The following is a 22,332-nucleotide window of genomic DNA, read 5'->3' on the forward strand; positions in this document are numbered from 1 at the left end:
GAATTTTTTTAGTTAGAGAGGAAGTGGTCTATATGTCGATAACTGAACTTCATAAAGAGGAACATTTTTTTATTGTAAAAAATGAGGAAGTAATGATTAAAAGTGATATCCAACGAGAGCTTCTTGAAAAAATAATAAAACAATATCAAAAAGGAACAGAAACGTTCGAGGTAGAAGGCTATTTTATTCACGTATTAGAGACTTCGCAAGGTAGCTTATTTCATGTCAAACCATTCATACAGTATAGTCATATTGATTTTATGAACCCACTGTCAATTAAAGTATTAAACTCTATATCAGATGGCGTTACAGTATGTGATTGCGACGGTAAAATTTTATTTCAAAATGATAATGATATTGAAATTGTTGGCATCGATTTAATGGGAAGATATGCAAAAGACGTAATCGCTGAAGGTTTAATGAGTGATTCCATTTCGATGAAAGTCATTGAATCAAAAGAAAAAGTAACTATTTTGCAGACGTTCATTAATGGAAAATGTTTATTAGTTTCTGGCAAGCCAATATTTGATGAACACGGTGAATTACAATACGTAGTAGCAATTACACGAGATATGACACAATTAAAACTGTTAGAGAAAGAAGTAAAAAATTTAGAAGTTCAAAACGAGAATTTTAAAAATAAGCTACAAGCCTTACATAAAAAAGAATCTGTAAAAAGCAGTTTAATAGCCGTGTCTTCTGCAATGATGCAGGTAGTAAAGCGTGTTATGAGGATTGCAGAGGTAGACTCTACTGTATTAATTGGTGGTGAATCAGGCGTAGGTAAAGAGGAAATTACAAAGCTTATTCATGCAAACAGCCGACGTAACGATAAGCAAATATTAACGATTAACTGTAGTGCAATTCCTGAAAATTTATTAGAATCCGAACTGTTTGGCTATGAGGCAGGAGCATTTACGGGAGCGGCAAGAGGTGGAAAGGCAGGGTTATTTGAGATTGCATCAGGCGGTACCGTGTTTTTAGATGAAATTGGAGAGATGCCCTTACTACTACAGGCAAAATTATTACGTGTGCTTCAAGAGTCGGAGGTTCAGCGTATTGGTAGTGGTAAGCCTATTCCTATTGATGTACGCATAATCGCGGCAACAAATCGCAATTTAGCGGAGATGGTGAGGCAAGGTGAATTCCGTGAGGATCTATATTATCGTTTAAATATTATTCCGATTGAAATTCCACCATTAAGGCAACGTCGTCAAGATATTATTCCGCTTGTCAACCGTTTTTTAGCTGTAATTGGAGAAAAATACGGCATCCACCGGACGATTGATTCATCTGCTATGAAAATATTAGAGTCTCACGATTGGCCGGGAAATGTACGGCAGCTTAAAAATATGGTGGAGCGTATTTGCTTATTAGCAACGCAGCCAGAAATAACAGTATATATTGTGCAACAAGAGTTAGATAGTAACCCAACGATTGCACGTGATCTGGAAAATTCTGTACAAATTCAAAATATCCAGGAAACGGTTATCAATCCAAAGTTCAGTGGCACATTAAAGGAACAAGTAGCCGCGTTTGAAAAACAAATTATTAAGGAAGCTTTATCTAAATATCCAAGTATAAGACAAGCGGCCAAATCACTTGGCTGTGATCAGTCAACATTGGTACGTAAAATTCAAAAGTTCCAATTAACGCGACAAATTTCATATAAGGACTAGCGATGTACTTTTGCATCAAAATTTCATTAATGCAAAATAAGCTGTAATATCGCAATCCTCACTAATCAATACAAAAGAAAATGATGAAATGCATCATTAATATGTTAATTGTTTAGAAGAAAGGGACATTTTCAAACAAAGAAAGCGTCTCTTTTTCATTTTGTTGCAGTTTTGCGAAGCAACAAAAGATGTGTTGTAATTTTTTAATCTATCACCCAAAGATAGGAATGGTATTTGTTAAAACGTATGCCAATAATATAAGTTGATTGGAGTGGAGGCTGGACGCCCCTTGGGGATCAGCGTCACAGATGAGACCCTGAGGCCAACACGATGTTGGTCACGAAGGCATTGTCACAGGACGTGACGAACTTAGCCTTCGTTCCTTTAGCGAGTGAAGCGGCTCATCGGACGCCCCCAGGAAGCTTTGCTCTGTGCGAAAGCGAAGCGACAGCATTGTTTTATCTGTGCGAAAGTGAAACGACAGCAACGACAAAGCGCCCAGCCGGAACGGAAATCAACCACACGTTATAAAAATGTAGCAATATTTTTTTCGTTAAAAGAATTTTTTCATTAGATGGCACGAGAATTGCTATTAAAAAAGTGAATGAAATTATAAACGAAAAGAGGTTGGTATTTATGACAATTCAACTAAAAGAAGAATTAAAAACGTTAGATCAAAAGCATTTTCTACATCCAACAACGTCGATTGAGCAACAGCAAACACAAGGTCCAGCAGCCATTTTTACAGAAGGGAATGGCATTTATTTAAAAGATATAGAAGGGAATATCTACATTGATGGGATGTCTTCTTTATGGAATGTAAATGTTGGGCATGGTCGTAAAGAAATTGCCGAAGTTGCGAAGGAGCAAATGTCTACATTAGCATTTAGTTCCTGTTTTGCAACGTTCAGCAATGAACCAGCCATTCGTTTAGCGGCGAAAATTGCTTCTTTAACTCCGGGAGACTTAAACACTGTATTTTTCACTTCAGGCGGCTCAGAGTCGAACGATACAGCGATTAAATTAGCACGACATTACTGGTTACTAAAAGGACAGCCAGAGCGCCAAAAGATTATTTCACGTACCCATTCATACCATGGTGTAGCTATGGGTGCTACAAGTGCGACAGGCTTACAAGCGTTTCGTGACTTTACTAATTCACACGCTCCTGATTTCCACTATGTATACAGCGAATCCGTACGGAATTTACGTGAAACTATTGAAGCGTTAGGTCCTGAGACTGTTGCTGCATTTATTTCTGAGCCTGTGCAAGGTGCAGGTGGGGTTAATATTCCACAAAAAGATTACTTTAAAGAGGTACGAAAAATTTGTGATGAGTACGGTATTTTATTCATTGCAGATGAAGTCATTACCGGGTTTGGTCGTACAGGTAAATTTTTTGGTATGGAACATTATGGCGTAGTGCCAGATATGATGTCATTTGCTAAAGGAGTATCGAGTGGCTATGTTCAGCTTGGTGGTGTGGCGATATCCGAAAAGCTTCATCAAGATTATTGCGAACTTTCTAAAGGAACATTAATGCACGGATATACTTACAGCGGTCATGCGCTTGCATGTCAGGTTGGGTTGAAAAATATAGACATTATTGAGAATGAAAATCTTGTTGAAAATGCGGCAAACATGGGGGTGGCCATGTTAAAAGGATTCCAAGCGCTGCAAGAAAAATATAGCTTTATCGGGCGAGTGCGTACCCTTGGCTTACTTGGAGCCATTGAATTAGTGAAGAGCCGTGAGACGGGTGAATTGTTTGAAACGGCTCTTAGTCCGATTTTTGTACAAGAAACGATGAAACGAGGGTTAATCCTACGAACGGTCACGTATGATCAAGATACAGTTGTTTTTTCTCCACCTCTCATTCTATCAAAAGTAGAGCTAGATGAAATGTTACGTATTTTAGACGAGACATTTGAGCATATACGTAAAACAATTGTTGAAAAAGAAGTTTGAGTACTAATGTATTGACGATCATTATTTGAAGGAGGAGTTCTATGACAACCATCGTTAGAGAAATACGAGAACAATTTAATCCAGCGAGACCATCCCAATGTATTGGTCAAGTCGAGCTTATAACAATAGATGAAACGAAAGAAGTTATCGTTGCCGCTCAGGAAGCGTTTGAAGGTTGGAAAAATACGTCTTCTGTAGCACGTGGAGAGATTTTACGTGTGACAGCTGAGTTACTTGAGAAAAATATAGATAAAGTAGCTGAAATAGCTTCGAGTGAAATGGGTAAAACGAAAAATGAAATGCTTGGTGAAGTTAAACGTGGTGCTTCCATTTTGCGGTATTTTGCCCAAGAGGGGATGCGCGCTACAGGTGAAGTCCTACCCTCTGCGAATGAAGCAAAACTATTATATACAATGCGCGTACCACTTGGTGTTGTCGCAGCTATAACACCTTGGAATTTCCCTGTTGCTATTCCGTTATGGAAAATAGCGCCAGCATTAGTGTACGGCAATACAGTTGTTTGGAAGCCTTCTATTGAAACAGCCTTAACTGGAGCATTAATAGGAGAATTATTTCTTCAAGCAGGTTTACCAGAAAATATATTGAATGTAGTGCAAGGCCGTGGTTCAAAGGTAGGGCAAGTTTTATTAGAGGCACCTGAAGTAAAGGCGATTACATTTACAGGCTCTAATAGTGTCGGGCAAAGTATTTTAGATACTGCTGGATCAACTAATAAAAAAGTTCAGCTCGAGCTTGGGGGCAAAAATGCAGCGATCATTTTAGCTGATGCCAATATCAATCAAGCTGCAAAATTAACGATTGAAGGTGCGATGAAGCAGACTGGACAGCGTTGTACAGCGACTAGTCGAGTGTACATCGAGGAAGCGGTTTATGAACAGGTGTTGGAGCAGTTAATTGAAGAAGCTAAAAAAATCGAAGTTGGTGTCACGATGGGACCTGTGTCATCCAAGGGGCAGTATGAATCTATATTAACGGCCATCGAAAAAGCTAAATCAGATGGAGCAGAGCTTGTATTTGGCGGTGGTCCTACAAAAGGTATGGTAGAAGGATACTATATAGATCCGACCATTTTTACGAATGTGACACATGAGATGTCGATTGCCCATGAAGAGATTTTTGGACCAGTGTTAGCTGTCATCAAGGTAAAAGATTATGAAGAAGCGATTCGATTATCGAATGATTCCGATTTTGGATTGAGCGCTTCTATTTATACAAATAACATTCCAAAAGCCTTTGATTTTATTAACCGCAGTGAAGTTGGACTTGTACAGGTTAACGATGAAACTGGTGGTGCTGAGCCACAAGCGCCGTTTGGAGGAATGAAAAATTCAAGTACCGGTGCCCGTGAGCAAGGGCAAGCAGCAAAAGAGTTCTTTACAATATTCAAAACGATTTCAATCGGCACAAAAAGCGAGTAGAAAAACTTAATATCTAAGCAAGTGATTGAATAAATCACAACATATACCTTGTATGCCTCGGTGTAATGATTACAGATTTTTCTCGAAACCTACGCAATAATTTTAAAAAATCTGTGACATTCGCTTGAGGCATTCATTTCATACAAAAATACGTTTAGGAAATCTATTAAACGAAAGAAGGTAGAGCTATGACACAAAGTCGTTTAGCAATTGATGTTGGTGGAACGTTTACAGATGTATTTGTTTTTAATGAAGAAACAGGAGAAGTATTTGTAACAAAGACCTCATCCACACCTTCAAACCCAGAGCAGGGAATTTTAAATGGAATAGAAAAAGCGGGATTGAATGGAAAAGATATTAAAATTTTTTCTCATGGCACAACGGTTGGAACGAATGCGTTAATTGAGCGCAAGCTGCCAAAGACAGCTCTTATTACGACAAAAGGCTTTAGAGATGTCATCGAAATTCGCCGAGGGACAAAAGAAGATATATGGGATACGTATAAGGATACTGCGAGGCCCTATATTCAACGACGTGATCGATTTGAAGTGACAGAACGCATAGATTATGAAGGAAATATTCTTCAAGCCATAGATGAAGAGGAAGTTCGTTTATTAGCCAAAAAATTAAAACGTCGAGGAACAGAATCTATTGCAGTGTGTTTCCTCAATGCCTATGTGAACGGGGAAAATGAGGCAAGCGTTAAAAAAATTCTAAAAGAGGAACTACCGGATGTCTATGTTTGTATTTCAAGCGAGGTGCTACCAGAAATTTTTGAGCATGAGCGTATGAGTACAACGATTATCAATGCTGTTCTTGGACCAATTATGAGTAACTACATTAGTAAGTTAAGCAATGAAATGCAGAAAAAAGGCTATGACGATGAAATATTAGTTTTACACTCTGGTGGCGGTGTTATGACTTCAAGTACAGTGCCCCGTTATGCAGCTAGATTAGCAAGTTCTGGGATAGCTGCTGGAGCAATTGCAAGTAAGCATATCGCAAAGTTGTGCGGGTTTGACAATGCAATCGGCTTAGATATGGGTGGTACAAGTACTGATATTTCGCTGATGTATAAGGGTGATATACGGATCACAAAGGACTGGTCTATAGAATATGGCTATCCAATTGGTTTCCCAAGCATTGAAATATTAACAATAGGAGCCGGTGGAGGTAGTCTCGCATGGAAAGATGAAGGCGGTTCTTTACGCAATGGACCACAAAGTGCAGGGGCAGTACCAGGTCCAGCATGCTATGGCCGAGGAGGCACTGAACCAACTAACTCAGATGCGAATTTAGTGTTAGGACGTCTAGGTGTGGATTTGTTGGATGGTACGATGCAGTTAAACAAAGAAGCAGCAAGTGACGCCGTGAAAAAAATCGCAAATGCATTCGATCAATCAGTTGAGGAAGCGGCAAGTGCCATTATAGAAGTTGCAAATGCCAATATGAGTGATGCAGTTCGATTAATATCAGTACGGAGAGGCTATGATCCACGAGATTTCGCACTCGTAGCTTTTGGTGGTGCAGGGCCATTACATGGTGCATATTTGGCGAAAGATTTGAACATTCCAAAAGTCATTATTCCTACTCATCCAGGTGTGGCAGCAGCAATGGGATGCCTACTTGTAGATGTACGCCACGATATATCTAAAACATACGTGAAAAAACTTGATGAAGTAAATGTAGAGGAACTGACAAAACAATTTAGTGAATTGCGAGAAGAGGCAAGAGCGTTATTAGAAGAGGAAGGAATAGCAGAAAATTCATCGTCATTAACGAATTTTATAGATCTTCGTTATAAAGGACAATGGCGATCTCTAGCCGTTCTCGTATCCGATCAAATAACTTCCTTAGATGCAATTTTGGAAGCATTCCATCAAGAACATGAAAGAGAATTTGCATTTTCCGATAAGGGCCAAGCTGTAGAGATTTTTGGTCTACGTGTCACGGCTATAGGAACAGTTCCTAAGCCTAATTTCCCGCAGTATGCTCCTGAAGGTTCGCTTGAAAATGCTTTCAAAGAAACACGTCCTGTTTATTTTGAAGGTAAATATATTGAAACGAACGTATATCATCGCGATAAAATACCAGTTCATACGCAATTTGAGGGTCCAGCCATTATCGATCAGCTGGATACGACGACTGTTATTCCACCAGGGTTTACAGCGGAAGTAGATACCTATAAAAATATCATTATTACGGTAAACTAATACGCGATAAGGAGGAATCAGGCTATGAGTACTACGAAATTGGAGACAAATGATAAGGTTCAAAATCTCGACCCGGTAACATTTGAAGTGTTAAAAAACGGCTTTGTGAACTTAGTCGATCAAATGGCTGAACAAATGCTGCGTACGTGCTACTCGTTTGTTATTTATAATCGAGACTTCAGTTGTGCATTATGCGATGCACAGGGCAATACGGTGATGCAAGGAACACAAGATATTTCCGTACACGTAGGGACATTGCATTTAACTGCAAAGGCGGTATTAGAAGATTTCGCTGATGATATTCATCCAGGAGACGTATTTTTAGTAAATGATCCTTATCGTGGAGGAACGCATTTCAGTGATGTACGTGTAATTTTACCAGTGTTCCATGATGACAAACTGATTGCACTGATGCAAACAAATGGGCACTGGGCGGATGTCGGCGGTTCTAACCCAGGTTCTTTTGATATCACAGCAAAGGAACATTACGGGGAAGGACTACGTATCCCACCTGTCCGTATTTATAGTAAAGGTCAATATTTAACAGATGTTGTGAAAATTATTGTCATGAACATGCGTATTCCGGAAGAACGTATAGGAGATTTACGTTCTCAAGTTGAAGCGGCGAAAGTGGGAGAGAAGCAACTCAAGGAAATGATTGAGAAGTACGGTATTCACACGGTGCTAACAGCTTTTGAAGAAGTCCAAAATTACGTTGAACGATTAATGAGAGCGAAAATTAAAGCTTTACCTAAAGGACAATGGGAGACAGTGGACTATATCGATATGGACCCACAATTAGGAGATGGCCTCATCCCAATTCGTGTGAAAATGACTATTACGGAGGATGAAATAGCTTATGATTTAAGCGATTCACATCCTTATATCAGTTGTTTTTTAAATGCGGGCTTTGGCTCAGCACTTTCTGGTACCTATGCAGGAACCAAAACATTTTTCCCAGATATTCCGCTTAACTCGGGGTTTTATCGTGTTGTGAAAATATTTCTTCCTGAAAACTCTGTCGTCAACGCACCTAGCCCAGTGGCTGTCTCTGGCTATTGTTCAGGCGCATTTGAAAAAATTATGAATGCCTGCTTCGAATTATGGTCAAATATTATGCCGGAACGCGCTATCGCATGTTCATTTAATTTAGAGTATTTACTAATAGGCGGTTATGATCAACGACGAGATAGTAGTGAATATTTTATGTGGTATGACTGGATGGCGGGTGGTCATGGTGGACGTATTGACCGCGATGGTGCGAATACAACGTCACCAGTGTTCGGAGTAGGATTGAGTGTTCAGCCATGTGAGGGGCAAGAGCGTTTGTCACCAGTTGTTACAACAAAGCATGAAATTATTATAGATTCTGCAGGTCCTGGGAAATATCGTGGTGGTTGTGGTGTAGAAAAGGGCGGTATTTTAACAGATGTCAATCAAACCGTGATGTCCTATTGCTGTGATCGTTCTCGCTCTATTACATGGGGGATTATGGGCGGCTTACCTTCTATCGCACAAGGGGCTATTTTAAATCCAAACAAAGAGAGTGAAGAATTTTTAGGCACGATTTTCTCCAATATTGAATTAAAGAAAGGCGATACCTTTACACGTCCTTCAGCTGGAGGAGGCGGTTTAGGCGACCCATTAGCACGAGATGTCAAAGCTGTTTTAGAGGACGTTATTGATGAATATGTTTCGATTGAACGTGCGAAGCTTGATTATGGTGTAATCATCCATGAAATTGACCGCGATTTGGATGCTTTCGAAATTGATATGGCTGCTACATTAAAAGAACGTGATTATATTCGCAAAAATCGTCATAGATGGCTGGGGACAGATCCGATAGAAGTTGAACATATGTACAACAAAGGTGAAATTAATCAAATGGATGTTGTTCGAAAATATGGGGTTATTATGGATTACCAAACAAATAAAGCATTGCCAATTTCAACAGAACAATACCGAGAAGCGATGAAGAAACGTTCTTTGGCATATTGGGGATAGATATAACGTTCTACTGTATTAAGTATCAACTAACTTTATTCAGAAATAAGAGAGTAGTTCACACTACTCTCTCTGTGAAATAAGGGTATACAAATTTTTAATGTCAAGTAATGCATAAACTATGAAAAATATTACGACATATCTTTTAACTGGGTCAACTGACAGTTCGAAATCCTTATGGAACCGTATTTCCTTCGATTTTCCGAAGCCAAATACGTGCCGGTTTCCATAGTGTTGCTTTTAAGTATCTACTAATTTGTAAGTACGTCCGTGAACTGTCTGTGTGAAGCTGTGCTAGCACCTTTAAGCAGTAAACGATTTACTATCCACAAATTGTTAATGTAGCCCCTGTGCAACCTATTTAATTGGTTAATAGCAGTGGTTTTAGCTAATTCCTTATAATCAGCAGTCGTTTTTACTTCCTTTAAAATATTTTTGAATTCTTTATCTGTCACATTTGAAGTAGGAGCTTCTAAACATTTCCTATCTTTCTCACACATCGCAGCTTTTGCATCTATACTATTAAAAGAAAGAGACATAACAATTAATAAAAACGAAAGCAATAAAAGTATATTTTTCTTAATTTTATCATGGTTTACTAAATTCCTCATATTATTCTCTCCTCCTAAAGTTTTTACTAAAGGTAAACGCCATATTTCAATGAAAAATCATTTTTAATTGAATATCTATCTTCTTAAATTTTTTTGGTTATTAAAGTCCCTATTCCTAACAACAAATATATACAGAATAAGTATATTAGAAGTAGATTAGTTTCAATAGACTTTATTCCCATAGCATATAAACAAATTAAAAATATACCACTTAAGATTAAGATCATGTAAAGAGCTACAATTAAATATTTTTGAATTAAGACTATATTACGCTCATCATATTCAGGGACATTACCTTCCCTTTTATGTTTGACCCTAGATAAAACCATAAATATGATGAATGCAAAAATTGCACCTAGAACTATCGGTAACACTACTTCAAATCTAAAATGCCCTGTTTCTGTACCAATTACATAGCTCCCTAAAAACCCACCAATCAACATAGCCCCTATCACTACAAACCAAGTTGTGAATTGTAACTTATGTTCTTTGATGTAGCCTCACCTCCGTTTTTTAAATAAAATTACATGTGCTGCTTATAAGACGGGATTTCTATTAACCTTCTATACTATATTTAACATTACTAGCGTTGTATAAAAACGGAATTTTCTGTCTTTTTAAGGAAGGTTTCTAATCTCTATTTAACTCGTTGTCACTAGTGAAATTAGATATTAATGTAAACTTAAATTTAAAATATTTACCAATATCTTATGTTTTATTCTATCATGCTATCATATCTTCATGACCACAAATAAACCACAATACGGCCACAATATTGTTATCGGTTAGCACTGTGTTTTTTGCGGCTTTATAAATAGAAAAGACACCTGATCATTAGATAATTTACCTTTTATAGCAATCCTATTTTTATAATTTTTTCAACAGCTTCTTTTCTTGAATGTACTTGTAGTTTTTTGAAAATCTTTGTTAAACGATATTCGACTGTGCGTAAACTGACAAATAAATTTTCTGCTATTTCTTTATTTGTTTTTCCAACAGCCACTAATTGAAGCACTGCTAGTTCATTTTTTTTGAGGTCATATTGAATTAACTGATTCATTATTTCCATTTTATTCTTTTGGCTTTCTACTATTTTTAATTGTCGTAATAACTTCACTGGGATTATGGCATTCCCATCTAGAGCGGAGCGTATTGCCGCAATAAGATTTTCCGTAGAGACTGTTTTACTAACAAAGCTAGAAACACCTGATTCTACTAATACATTGAAAAAAGGTTCAATATTATAGCCCGTGTAGATAATTTTGATTACTTCAGGATTCAATTGTTGCACTCTTTTTAGTAATTCTAAATCATTTAAAAAATGCATATTTACGTCAAATAAAAACATATCGAATGTTTGCTGTAAGAGGATATTCAACGTTTCTTCACCAGAATTTACTACAGTAACATGGAGATCGCCTTCTTGTTCTAATAATAATTTTATACCTTCACCAATGGCCTCGTGATCATCTAGTACCAAAATGTTTATCAACTTTCTACCTCCTTGCTTATAATGGACTATTATTTTAAAACGTCAATTATAATGAATTATACCTAATTTTAAGTTGCTAAGGGGATGTTGGTTTGCAAAGCATCATAATTAAGAAAATGCACAACTCTTCTTATAAAAATAGGAGAGTTGTGCATCGAGTTTAAAAGCTATTTCACACTAGGTAATATTTTATTTAAAACGATGGCTACTATAGCAGCAGTTGCTATTGGAGAGCCGAATAAATATTGAACTGTTGTTGGTAATGAGTATAAGAAATCTTTAGGAAGTAATGTTAGGGCTAATGTTAAAATCACTGGTATTGCGATTACATACATTTCCTTTTCACCAATGTGTTCATTTTTCATTACTTGTAAACCACTGATCGCAATAATGCCACAAACGATAACGAATACACCACCGATAACTGCTGATGGAATTGCAGAAATAAGAGCAGCTAATTTACCAGAGAAGCCGAATAACACAAACCAAAAACCTGCAGCAATAAAAACACGGCGACTTGCGATACCTGTGATCGATATCACACCTGCATTTGTTGAATAGCCAGTGACAGGAGTTGAGCCTAGTAAGGAAGCAATGAAACAGCCAATTCCTTCCCCGATAACGCCTCGATTAATTTGTTTATCTGTTAATGGTTTGTCGATGACGTTACTCACTGCAAACCATGTACCTGTTGTTTCTGCCATTAAGACGATATAAATAATAACCATTGTAATGATGGCTGAAAAATTGAACGTAAAGCCGAAATCTGCAAATGGAATTTGAGGCATACTAAACCATTTTGCTTGTGATACCGCTGATAAATCTAAGACACCCATAATATTCGCGGCAATACTACCTGCGATTAAAGCAATGATTACGGAAGTGATACGAAATACGCGACCTTTTTTATGAAAGACTGCACCTAGCATAACGCAAACAATAAGAACGGTAGCTGAAATGAGAGCCAAATAAATGTTTTGGTTAATAGATGCACCCGCTGCGTTAAAAATGTTATTACTTAAACCTACAGGCATTAATGAAAGACCGACAACAAAGATAATTGTCCCTCCGACAAGTGGAGGAATGAAAGTATTGACGATTTTATTGAATATACCTGTATAACCTAAAATAATGACTAAAATGGCGCCGATTAAGCTTGCTCCTAGCACAGTGCTCCAGCCAAGATTTCCACCACCACTTGTAGCATAAATACCTACAATGGCCCCAAGAGGAACATATGAAGGACCTTGTGCTATCGGTAGCTTCATACAAAAATGAGTTTGGATAATCGTTGCGATCCCTGCCGCAATAAATGTCGATTGAATCAATGCGCTTGATTGACCTGATTGTAAACCGATTAACATGGCAATTAAGAAAGGTACTACATAGACGTCCATTGCCATAACGTGCTGTAAACCAAGTAAGGCTGATTGACCGAATGACACCTTTTCATCTGGTAAAACTGTTAATTGCTGAGTTTTCATTTTATCGTTAGCTAATTTGTTCTGTTGCGTTTCCACTAAGATGTACACCTCAAAATTGTAATTTTAGAATTTTTATTTATGCTCTAGCGTGAACCTTATTTCCTTGTACCCAAACTTCACGGATATTTTCTGGGCACACAAGATACATAATTTTTTGGAAGATATCCTGTAAATCTTCCTTGCTATCAAATATAGGAAGTTTTGCAGATGGTAGGTTAGTATCGATGATTTGTACATCCCACGTGTAGTTTTCTTGTAATCGACCAATTGGTAGGCTCAAGCTTTCTCCGCCCCCTGCTGTTGCTAAATAAAATGCTTCATTAATCGTGATACGTGAATTTGGGACACCGCGTTTTTCAGCAGAAAGAGATGGATCGACACCGTCTTCTAGCATTCTAGATGACATGACTGCTTGTCTAGCATTATCGAATAGGCTAGGGGAGAAACCGCCTGAAATATCTGATCCTAATCCGATATCAACGCCTTTTGCATGGAAGTGGGCAATTGGAATGACACTATTTGCAAAATAAGCATTGGAAATTGGACAATGACCAATTGCTGTGCCTGTTTCAGCAAATAACTGGGCATCGTCATCATTTAAAAAATTACAATGTGCCATCACAGATTTATCGCCCAGTAGACCAAAATCATGTAAGGCAAAGGCATCATTTTTCTTAAATCGTTCCTTTACGTAGCCATGCTCCCAATCACTTTCACTACAGTGTGACTGGATATGTGTATCGTATTTAGCAGCTAACTCTCCCAAACCTTTTAAAGCATCGTCTGTACAGCTTGGGATAAAGCGTGGTGTTACAACTGGATAAACACCTTGTTTCGTTGATTTTGCTAATTCTTTTACAGCTACAATAAATTCTTCTGTATCTTTTAATGCAGTTTGCGTAGTTGCATCGCGATAATAGTCTGGATTTTGTTCAGGATCATCCATCACAACTTTCCCAACTAGACCTCGTTGTCCTTTTTCAGCACAAATTTTCGCTAATAGTAGGCTTGCTTCTTTATGGACAGTGGCAAAATAAAGTGATGTAGTAGTTCCATTTGCAAGAAGCGTGCTTACTAAATCTCCATAGACCTCTTGTGCAAACTCTAAATCGGAGAATTTTGATTCGATAGGGAATGTGTATGTATTTAGCCAGTCATAAAGTGGAATATCTAATGCAGTTCCAGCTTGTGCCCATTGCGGTGCATGTACATGCAAATCGACAAAGCCTGGTAAGAAATATTGACCGTCAGCTAATTGATGGAAATTTTCTTGATGTTGATATGTAGTTAGTAGATTTTGATAGTCTGCTTGCTCAGGAGCTACAGCCTTTTCAATCATCCCGTCAGCATTAATGAAGAATAGATGATCCTTTAAAATTTGTACTTCAGTAGGAGACTTACTTGAAAAAGCTGTCCCCTTGAAAATTAACGTATAATCAGTCATAAAAACCACCTTAATGTTCGTGTATTGATGTATGTATGGATTATTATAGGTCATTAAAACTGTTTAGTCTATATAAAAACGAATATTAATGGGGCTGTTATAGGCTTTTTAAATAGATTTAACTATTTTTTTACAGCTTTAACAAGTGTTGAGCTAATCGCTGTAATGTGTGGTTGATTTCTGTTCCGACTGGGCGCTTTGTCGCTTTCGCGCAGATAAAACATCGTTGCTGTCGCTTCGCTTTCGCACAGAGCAAAGCTTCCTGGGGGCGCCCGATGAGCCGCTTGGTCCAAAAGGATGTTGGTCACCTAGGACATGATGCACTTAGCCTTCGTTCTTCTGTTGATGACCCCCGAGGAATCGCCCAGTTTCCGCTCCAATCAACTTATATACAAAGCATACGTTTTAACAAATTTAATACCTAACTTTTGGTAATGAGCAATTGAGATATAGTTAGTTACAAATTTTTGCAAAAAAAGACTACACTTCAATTCGTTGTTGTACAAATTTTGTGTAGTTCAAGCTTTAAAAAATGACTGTTATGAAATGGAGTCATTTACGATGTTAATAAAAGTATTAAAGGTCGAGGAGGTATTTTGTTCATTTTTCCGTGTGCATAGATAAATAGGACGCTGAATGTCGATGTCTTTTATAAAAACTCGGGCTACTTGCTGCCGTTGAATAAAGCTGGAAGATGCTATGGATGGGGCTAGCATCGTACCATATCCAGCAGCAATGGCGTGAATTGATTCATTGATACCATCCAGTTGCAGCCCTACTCTTGGTGGTGGGATTTTATGCACCTTACATAAAGCGTTTAAATATTCTTTTGTAGAGCTACCATCTTCTCGTGAAACAAATGGCTCTTGCATTAATTCCGCTAAAGTCACTTTTTGATCTGCCAACGGATGTCCATATGGGACGATAAACCAATAATCGAGATTCATGAGGAATTGATAATTAATATCTGGATGATGACCGTCCTCTTTTACGATAAAAGCAATATCAGCCTTATAGTGAAGTAATTCTTCAATAACTTGTTGGGAATTAGCCGATTTTATGTGGATATTAGTTGCCGGATAGGCATGCTTATATTTTGCGAGCCATTTCGGTAATAAAAAATGGGATGGAACATGGGTAGAAGCAATTTGTAATTCTTCATTACCGGTGTTTTTTAATTGCTCTAATTTGTGTTCAATATCCAATTCTAAATCAAATAATCGCTGAGCCTGTTGAAATAAAAACTCCCCATTTTGTGTTAAGGTAATTCCTCTACCTTTCGATTCTAAAAGAGTTAAGTCTAGTTCTTTTTCTAAATTTTTAATTTGAATGGTAACGGCAGGCTGACTAATCATTAGAGCTTGTGCTGCCTTTGAAACACTTTTGAGTTCAGCTACTTTTGTGAATAATCTAAGAGCATGTAAATTCATTAAGTATCCACCTTTTATAAAAAATTTTTATCCTTTTATATAAATTATATATTAGATTTATTAATTTTCCCTCTGTATCCTTTTAATTACAAAAAGTTTTTAGGGGGTGGGGACGAGATGAATCGACAGCATGTTGGAATTTTATTTGGAGGGGTGCTATTACTTGTAGTGGCAATGGGGATTAGCCGATTTGCATTCACACCAATTTTGCCATTTATGCGTAATGATGTCGGGTTTTCGTTTGAAGTTGCAGGATTTTTGGCATCAAGTAATTATATTGGCTATTTTATTGGCGCGTTGTGGGCAGGATTTATCAATCGCCAAAAAAAGAACTTTTTATTGTTAAGTGTTATTTTGAATGTCCTTTCTATTGTTCTTATGGGAATCATTGAAATATATAGTGTTTGGCTTGCACTTCGTCTGATTGCAGGCATCACAGGGGGACTTATTTTTGTCTTAACATCGAGCATTATTATGGATTATTTAGCTAAGCATTCCCTTACACGATGGTCAGGCTATTTATTTGGTGGTATTGGATTAGGAATTGCTATTTCAGGTTTATTCGTACCTGCTTTTGAAGCGCGTTTTGCTTGGCAAGGTACATGGATCGGCTTAGGGGTTTTATCTGCTGTGTTTTTAGTGATGACATTTATACTTTGGAGAGATTTGGATGTACAGGATAGTGTGAGGACCGCAAAATCCTCTGATGCAAAAATGACAACGGGCTTTATGCCATGGCTGATTGTCGCATATGGCTTAGAGGGGTTAGGCTATATTATCACAGGTACTTTTTTAGTGGATATCATTCATAATATTCCTTCACTGCAAGAGTACTCTTCGTATAGCTGGGTCATTGTTGGGGTAGCGGCCATACCGTCAGCACCTGTTTGGACTGTATTATTAGAGAAATTCTCAGCAATTAAAATTTTGTTTGTGGCATACATATTGCAAGTTTTAGGTATCTTGTTACCAGTATTTTCACAAACAGCATGGAGCGTATTATTATCGTCCTTTTTATTCGGCTTAACATTTGTAGGAATTGTGACGTTAACAACATCTTATGCACGTCAGCTATTCCCAACGCAAAGCGGTCCAGTAGTATCATTGTTAACAACGTTTTATGCATTTGGACAAATTATTGGTCCTATCATCGCTGGTCAGCTTGTGGCCGTTTATAATAGCTATAAGGCAGCGCTTATCTTTGCGGGAGTCATTGTATTTTTTGCATTGATTGTGATGGTATGTGGAAGATGGATTACTGTTAAACGACAGGCGACTTTAGATCATGCATTGCCTATCAAAACTCAATCTAGTCCTTAAATTAGAAAAGCCAGAAATCCAATCAGGATTTCTGGCTTGAATATTTACCTAAAGATGGCGTGCCTCTATCTACATGATATAAAAAAATAAAATATAAGTCTATATCTTTTTTTACATATATGAAAAAATATTGATGTGCACAAAAGACGTAACGTTACGATTCTATAAAGAAATGAGGAAATAGAATGAAAAGAACAGTAACAACGGAAGAGGCGATTAGACGCTGGAATCAAAATGCAGAAAGGTTTACAGCAGACTATGATGAGCATGGTGGTATTCACCGTGAAGTATTATTGAACCCAGCTATTTTTTCATTATTGGAAGAGGTGAAAGGGAAAAGTCTATTAGATGCAGGATGCGGAGAAGGTTATCTAAGTAGAATACTTGCTCAAAAAGGAGCTATTGTCACAGCTGTTGATTATTCAGAAAATATGCTGGAAATTGCTAGGGCAAGAACACGTGGGGAAGTCACTATACAATATGAATATGGAAATTGTGAAAAACTAAATTTTTTAGCAGATGAACAGTTCGATTGTATTGTTTCCAATATGGTTCTGCAAGATTTAGAGAATTATCAGGCAGCTTTGAGTGAGATGTATCGCCTGTTAAAGCCAAATAGCACATTCATCTTTTCGATTCTTCATCCTTGCTTTATTACGCCTAATAGCGGATGGATCAGAAATGAAAAACTTGACCAACAGTATTGGAAAGTTCAGCGATATTTTTATGAAGGCGTATATGATCAAAAGCTTCCGCTAGATTCTGATGAAAAAATTGTCTTTTATCATCGAACATTAACGAGCTATATGAAAGCAATTATTCAAGCAGGATTTACGATAGAAGACGTTATCGAACCGATGCCTTCAAAAGAGATGCTTACAAAGTATCCACAATTCGAGGAAGATTTACATTGTGCAGATTTTATCGTATTTAAATTAAGAAAATAAAGGAGGGAAACATGTGCGAATATTTCATGTCAGTGAGGAAAATGATATTACAGTGTTTCATCCCCGATTACCTGATCGACTAGATTTAGATCCAGAAAAAGGTCTAGTATGGGCAATCAACGAAAAATGCTTGCCTAATTTCTTAACACCAAGAGATTGTCCCCGAGTTTGTTATCATATTGGTGCTACTACTACGGAACAGGATAAACGAGCTTTTATAGCATCGACACAATGTTCACACGTTATTGTTATTGAAAGCAAGTGGTTTGAGACGATGAAAAATACGAAACTTTACTTATATGAATTTGATCGTAATGGATTCACACTACAAGATCAAAATGCTGGCTACTATGTAAGTGAAACAACACAATTTCCTATTGCTAAATTTGAAGTGGAAAATTTATTTGAGGAACTGTTTAAGCGCAATGTTGAATTGCGAGTAGTCGATAATTTATGGGATATTTATGATGAAATTCAAAAAACATCATTTAACTGGTCGATGTGTAGAATGCGATTTGCACAGCCAAGAAAATAACAGCCAAGCCTCGTAAACGTTACAGTCGCGTTTACGAGGCTTGTTGTATCTAAACAATAATTGTTTGTGCTAATGGAGTAGTAGTCACGTCAATCAATTTACTTTCTTTATATGTAAATATATATTCATAGTTGTTTGTTTCTTCTAGCATTTTCGGTAAGTAATATTTAAGATCTGCTATTCCTACATTTTGAGGGTGGAAAATCCATGAGAGATCTTTCCAATCGAGAATACCTTCTGCGACTTTAATCGGTGTCACATATGAATAGGATTCTGGTAATGCCGCAATAAAGGCATACATGCAGCCAAAGTTGATGGTGCCGTCAGTCCACGTTATTTTTCCTTTGTATGTAATATCCTGAAGTGCAATGCCTGTTTCTTCTTTAATTTCTCGTAATGCACCAGCCAGTGGAGTTTCATTTTTCTCAATCTTTCCCCCTACACCATTCCAAGCCCCCATCCATTCTGGAAAATCCCTATTTAGCAATAATATTTGGTCACCCTTTTTAAGAAAACAGATTGTAAATTCAACCAAGTCTTTTTCCTCCTTTTGAAATGGCAAAGCGAAAATTTCAAGCATCTGAATTTAGTAGATCCCAGTCAGTATGCTTCCTCCATTAATCCGCTTTTTAATAAATCATATTTGCATTTTTGATAACTTCTCGTTTTTGTCATGCATAGTATTACTAGTTCAAAAAATCTAGATAAAGAAATAGTAGCACAAATCAGTGAAATGAATGTGCTACTTAAATAATAAAAGTCATTTAAAAGAATCAATATCGCTTATTAAAAATGAATAGAGGGGCAAGGAAGCAATTTAAGTCATTGTAAGAGCTGTTGACGGAATTTTCTAATGAGTTATAGTGATACTTATACGAAATTGCTAAAAAATGAGGTGCGCACATGATTTTAATAAGCTCCTGCTTAGCAGGATTAAAGGTACGCTATAACGGAACAGATAGTTTAGACGAAAGAATTCAACAGCTTGTGTTAGAAAATAAGGCGGTAACTGTGTGCCCTGAACTTATGGGCGGTTTTTCGACGCCTCGTGAGCCAGCAGAAATAGTTGGCGGAGATGGTGAAGACGTACTTGCTGGAAAAGCGAGAGTGGTTGAAAAATCTGGCAGTGATGTAACGGAGCTTTATTTAAAAGGTGCATATGCAACATTACAGAAAGCACTTGAACTAGGTGCAACTAAGGTTATATTAAAAGAGCATAGTCCATCCTGTGGCAGTGCAATGATTTACAATGGAGATTTCAATGGTACAAAATTAGTTGGCGTAGGCGTAACGACTGCATTGCTAAGAAGAAATAATATTGAAGTCTTTTCTGAAGAAGATTTTTTCTCAGATATCAAATAATTAAATCGTTGTAAAGTTATGAAAAGTTGAATTCCTTTCGATACAAAAAGGAATTCATTTTTTTGAGAGAAATGCAAAGTATTTTCGTTGTATAGGGTGATCTATTGAAATCGTTTGTTTTATCTCCTTACCTGTTCTGGAGGTTGGATTGAATAAATTAAAAGACTAGCTTGATTAATGACAATCCTTATACGAAAATGATTGCCCCCACTACCTAAGTAGATCGGGGGCATTTTTTAGTCAACAAGCAAAATGCGAGGTGAGGTTTTGGCGATTATTTTCGTTATCAGTAAAAAATAAAATTGCTAGTACGGACAAGAGTACATCTTGACCAATGAGGAAAATAGCGTTACATACTTAAAAATCTTATTTCCTTTTTCGATTTGACAGGAGAAAGAACAACGCTATAACTAGGCTTGCATAGATAAATACCCAAGCAAATTGCCAATAAAAGTTGTTCGGTATTGTTTTAATAGAATCCTCTGAACTCATTATTTCCAATGACAGGTGGACAGGTGGAAGCAGCCAAATCAGTCCCTTTATCTGAAGAATCGACTCTTTTAAGGTAGCGATCACAACAGAAACAATTAAGATGCTAAGTACACCCCACCAAGTATTTTGATTGTTTTTGACGAGTTCTCTTGTAAAGATAGCTGAAAGTGCAATGGCTAGTACAGATAAACTAAAATGTGAGAGGATTCCTAGTAATTGATGTAGAAATCTTGGCTCTTCTCCAAAGGCACCGATTAGAGTAGGGTAGATTACTGATACACAGCTTAAGCCTAAACCGATTAGGCCACAGATTATAAAAATCCCTAAATTGTACTGTTTTCGGCTTTTTGCATGAAGCGTGGTAATTACTTTTTGCTCTTCATCTTCTGCGTGAAATAGTGTGATTGTAAACCATCCCATTAGAAAAAAGAGAATGATAGCTGTAAACGAATAGCTATCTAAAATTGGATTTGGGACAAAGGTATAGTTTACAACAAGGCATAAAATGAAAATTGAAAAGGGTGGAACATATTTATAGGTTCTTAAATAATTGATAAATTGATAGCGTAATAAACTAGTCATGTCGGCGTCTATTCTTCCTCATTAAAAATGGGTATAGAATTGTTCCTCCTTTTCATTTATCGGGATTAATTGTTTAATTGAGGCTTTTTTATGTAGTAGCTCTAATAATACTGGGTCTGTATCCTGTGCCTTAATAAAGGTGATTACCTCAAAACAACCGTTGTTTAAAAGACTTTGTTGTTGAATTTCAAGAATAGGTAATAGGTTATCTAATAATTCCTCACTTGAAATTTCAAAAATTAATTTATTTTTCGATGTAATCCTCTTATGTGTTGAATCACTTTGAATGACCTTGTTATTTTGAATAACAAGGACGGTATCAACTAGATGTTGAAGTAATTTTGTTTCATGACAGGTTAAAACGATACTTAACCCTCTGTCCTTTAAAATAGAGAGGGTTTCTTCTAAATCGCTCTGTGCTTTAGGATCGAGTCCTGACAATGGTTCATCTAAGATTAGCAGATCTGTATCTTCAAGCATTGCCTGCATGATCATAACCTTTTGCTTCATACCTTTGGAAAAATTATCAATCCGGATATTCCGTGCATCCTGTAAGTGAAATAATTCAAGTAAGTCATCTATTCTTTGCTGTAGTTGTTTTTTGGTCATACCTCGAATGCTGCCCATATGATAAAGATATTCTTCAGGTGTAAACAGAATATGTGAAGGCGTCACTTCTGGCACATATCCAATTTTTAATGATTGTCGATGTTTCACAATAGAACCACTGTCAGCATCGACTAATTCTGCAATGATCTTTAGAAGGGTACTCTTACCTGACCCATTCTTTCCTACAAGAGCTATTATTTGATTGGCACAAATAGAAAATGTAGCATTCTCTAAAATTTGCTTACCTCTATACTGTTTAGAGATGTTCTTGATTTCCATAATCGTATTCATCTTTACACACCTTTATTTTTAAGCATTCTTATTCTAAATCACTGTTATTTCTATATATGTATACTTACGATGTACAAAGTCCACGACCAATAACTGTAAATTTAGTATAGATGAATAGTAGTTCTATTGCTAATAGAAAGTTGGGGTAATTTTCTATTTTTGTGTGTTTGTGACCTGCCGTCAATACGTGGGGTTGATTTCCGTTCCAGGCTACTCGCTTTCCAGTGGGCGAGCGTCGAGCCGCTTCCTCCGCTAAAGGAACGAAGGCTAAGTACGTCACGTCCTGTGACAATGCCTTCGTGACCAACATCGTGTTGGCCTCAGGGTCTCGCCTGTCTCGCTTTCCCGCGGGAGTCGAGTAGCCTTCCGCTCCAATCAGCAATAGTGTAGAACTTTTATATAATTTATGCATTTTAAAAGTGAACGCTAT

The 22,332-nt window shown here is 37.2% G+C and carries 21 protein-coding genes and 1 pseudogene; 10 read left to right on the forward strand and 12 right to left on the reverse strand.

All coding sequences use genetic code 11. The features are described 5' to 3' along the window. The first annotated feature begins 32 nt into the window (after positions 1-32). From ACVWXS_RS11940 to ACVWXS_RS11965, 6 genes are all read left to right on the forward strand, one after another. Entirely contained in the window at positions 33-1,679 is a 1,647-nt protein-coding gene (locus tag ACVWXS_RS11940; protein WP_456958360.1) for a sigma-54 interaction domain-containing protein, read from the forward strand. Between the two features lie 330 nt (positions 1,680-2,009). Next, a complete protein-coding gene (locus tag ACVWXS_RS11945) occupies positions 2,010-2,210 on the forward strand; it encodes a hypothetical protein (protein ID WP_456958361.1) in 201 nt (66 codons plus the stop codon). Positions 2,211-2,315: 105 nt separating this feature from the next. Next, positions 2,316-3,647 carry an aminotransferase family protein gene (locus ACVWXS_RS11950; RefSeq protein WP_456958362.1) on the forward strand — a complete coding sequence of 444 codons (1,332 nt, stop codon included), beginning with the start codon at positions 2,316-2,318 and terminating at the stop codon, positions 3,645-3,647. Between the two features lie 41 nt (positions 3,648-3,688). Continuing rightward, positions 3,689-5,086: an aldehyde dehydrogenase family protein gene (locus tag ACVWXS_RS11955; protein ID WP_456958363.1), complete on the forward strand. Its 1,398-nt coding sequence runs from the start codon at positions 3,689-3,691 to the stop codon at positions 5,084-5,086. Positions 5,087-5,274: 188 nt separating this feature from the next. Continuing rightward, positions 5,275-7,299, forward strand: coding sequence for a hydantoinase/oxoprolinase family protein (locus ACVWXS_RS11960; RefSeq protein WP_456958364.1), 2,025 nt, complete (start codon positions 5,275-5,277; stop codon positions 7,297-7,299). Between the two features lie 24 nt (positions 7,300-7,323). Beyond that, positions 7,324-9,303, forward strand: a complete 1,980-nt coding sequence (locus tag ACVWXS_RS11965) for a hydantoinase B/oxoprolinase family protein (RefSeq protein WP_456958365.1) — start codon at positions 7,324-7,326, stop codon at positions 9,301-9,303. Between the two features lie 175 nt (positions 9,304-9,478). Here ACVWXS_RS11965 and ACVWXS_RS11970 read toward each other — a convergent pair. The 8 genes and pseudogenes from ACVWXS_RS11970 to ACVWXS_RS12005 form a co-directional block, all read right to left on the reverse strand. Continuing rightward, positions 9,479-9,622 (reverse strand): annotated as a pseudogene (locus tag ACVWXS_RS11970) (IS4 family transposase); the annotation flags it as partial. Then, positions 9,555-9,914, reverse strand: a complete 360-nt coding sequence (locus ACVWXS_RS11975) for a hypothetical protein (protein WP_456958366.1) — start codon at positions 9,912-9,914, stop codon at positions 9,555-9,557. The pseudogene ACVWXS_RS11970 and the gene ACVWXS_RS11975, both read right to left, overlap by 68 nt. Before the next feature lie 83 nt (positions 9,915-9,997). Next, positions 9,998-10,357, reverse strand: a complete 360-nt coding sequence (locus tag ACVWXS_RS11980) for a hypothetical protein (RefSeq protein WP_456958367.1) — start codon at positions 10,355-10,357, stop codon at positions 9,998-10,000. Positions 10,358-10,764: 407 nt separating this feature from the next. Continuing rightward, positions 10,765-11,406: a response regulator transcription factor gene (locus ACVWXS_RS11985; protein ID WP_456958368.1), complete on the reverse strand. Its 642-nt coding sequence runs from the start codon at positions 11,404-11,406 to the stop codon at positions 10,765-10,767. A 167-nt stretch (positions 11,407-11,573) separates the two neighbouring features. Continuing rightward, positions 11,574-12,926 carry a uracil-xanthine permease family protein gene (locus ACVWXS_RS11990; RefSeq protein ID WP_456958369.1) on the reverse strand — a complete coding sequence of 451 codons (1,353 nt, stop codon included), beginning with the start codon at positions 12,924-12,926 and terminating at the stop codon, positions 11,574-11,576. Positions 12,927-12,966: 40 nt separating this feature from the next. Further along, positions 12,967-14,334: a guanine deaminase gene (gene guaD, locus ACVWXS_RS11995; RefSeq protein WP_456958370.1), complete on the reverse strand. Its 1,368-nt coding sequence runs from the start codon at positions 14,332-14,334 to the stop codon at positions 12,967-12,969. A 122-nt stretch (positions 14,335-14,456) separates the two neighbouring features. Beyond that, positions 14,457-14,642, reverse strand: a complete 186-nt coding sequence (locus ACVWXS_RS12000; RefSeq protein WP_456958371.1) for a hypothetical protein — start codon at positions 14,640-14,642, stop codon at positions 14,457-14,459. Positions 14,643-14,873: 231 nt separating this feature from the next. Further along, positions 14,874-15,764, reverse strand: a complete 891-nt coding sequence (locus tag ACVWXS_RS12005; protein ID WP_456958372.1) for a LysR family transcriptional regulator — start codon at positions 15,762-15,764, stop codon at positions 14,874-14,876. Between the two features lie 117 nt (positions 15,765-15,881). Between ACVWXS_RS12005 and ACVWXS_RS12010 the strand changes: the two genes are divergently transcribed. From ACVWXS_RS12010 to ACVWXS_RS12020, 3 genes are all read left to right on the forward strand, one after another. After that, positions 15,882-17,084 (forward strand): YbfB/YjiJ family MFS transporter, encoded by a 1,203-nt coding sequence (locus ACVWXS_RS12010; RefSeq protein ID WP_427419958.1) that lies wholly within the window; start codon positions 15,882-15,884, stop codon positions 17,082-17,084. Between the two features lie 185 nt (positions 17,085-17,269). Then, positions 17,270-18,031 carry a class I SAM-dependent methyltransferase gene (locus tag ACVWXS_RS12015; RefSeq protein WP_456958373.1) on the forward strand — a complete coding sequence of 254 codons (762 nt, stop codon included), beginning with the start codon at positions 17,270-17,272 and terminating at the stop codon, positions 18,029-18,031. Positions 18,032-18,044: 13 nt separating this feature from the next. Beyond that, complete coding sequence (locus tag ACVWXS_RS12020; RefSeq protein ID WP_456958374.1) at positions 18,045-18,566, forward strand: DUF6886 family protein; 522 nt, start codon at positions 18,045-18,047, stop codon at positions 18,564-18,566. A 49-nt stretch (positions 18,567-18,615) separates the two neighbouring features. Here ACVWXS_RS12020 and ACVWXS_RS12025 read toward each other — a convergent pair whose 3' ends face one another. Beyond that, positions 18,616-19,101, reverse strand: a complete 486-nt coding sequence (locus ACVWXS_RS12025) for an NUDIX hydrolase (RefSeq protein WP_456958375.1) — start codon at positions 19,099-19,101, stop codon at positions 18,616-18,618. Positions 19,102-19,469: 368 nt separating this feature from the next. Here ACVWXS_RS12025 and ACVWXS_RS12030 point away from each other — a divergent pair, with 368 nt between their 5' ends. After that, complete coding sequence (locus ACVWXS_RS12030) at positions 19,470-19,928, forward strand: DUF523 domain-containing protein (RefSeq protein ID WP_423490844.1); 459 nt, start codon at positions 19,470-19,472, stop codon at positions 19,926-19,928. Between the two features lie 366 nt (positions 19,929-20,294). On the opposite strand, the gene ACVWXS_RS12035 is transcribed toward ACVWXS_RS12030, so the two are convergent. The 3 genes from ACVWXS_RS12035 to ACVWXS_RS12045 form a co-directional block, all read right to left on the reverse strand. Next, on the reverse strand, positions 20,295-21,002 hold the full coding sequence (locus ACVWXS_RS12035) for an ABC transporter permease (RefSeq protein WP_456958376.1): 708 nt from the start codon (positions 21,000-21,002) through the stop codon (positions 20,295-20,297). A gap of 21 nt (positions 21,003-21,023) precedes the next feature. Beyond that, on the reverse strand, positions 21,024-21,902 hold the full coding sequence (locus ACVWXS_RS12040; RefSeq protein WP_456958377.1) for an ABC transporter ATP-binding protein: 879 nt from the start codon (positions 21,900-21,902) through the stop codon (positions 21,024-21,026). Positions 21,903-21,966: 64 nt separating this feature from the next. Next, positions 21,967-22,314, reverse strand: a complete 348-nt coding sequence (locus ACVWXS_RS12045; protein ID WP_456958378.1) for a hypothetical protein — start codon at positions 22,312-22,314, stop codon at positions 21,967-21,969. Positions 22,315-22,332 lie beyond the last annotated feature (18 nt).

It is taken from the genome of Lysinibacillus sp. TE18511, from assembly GCF_054062295.1.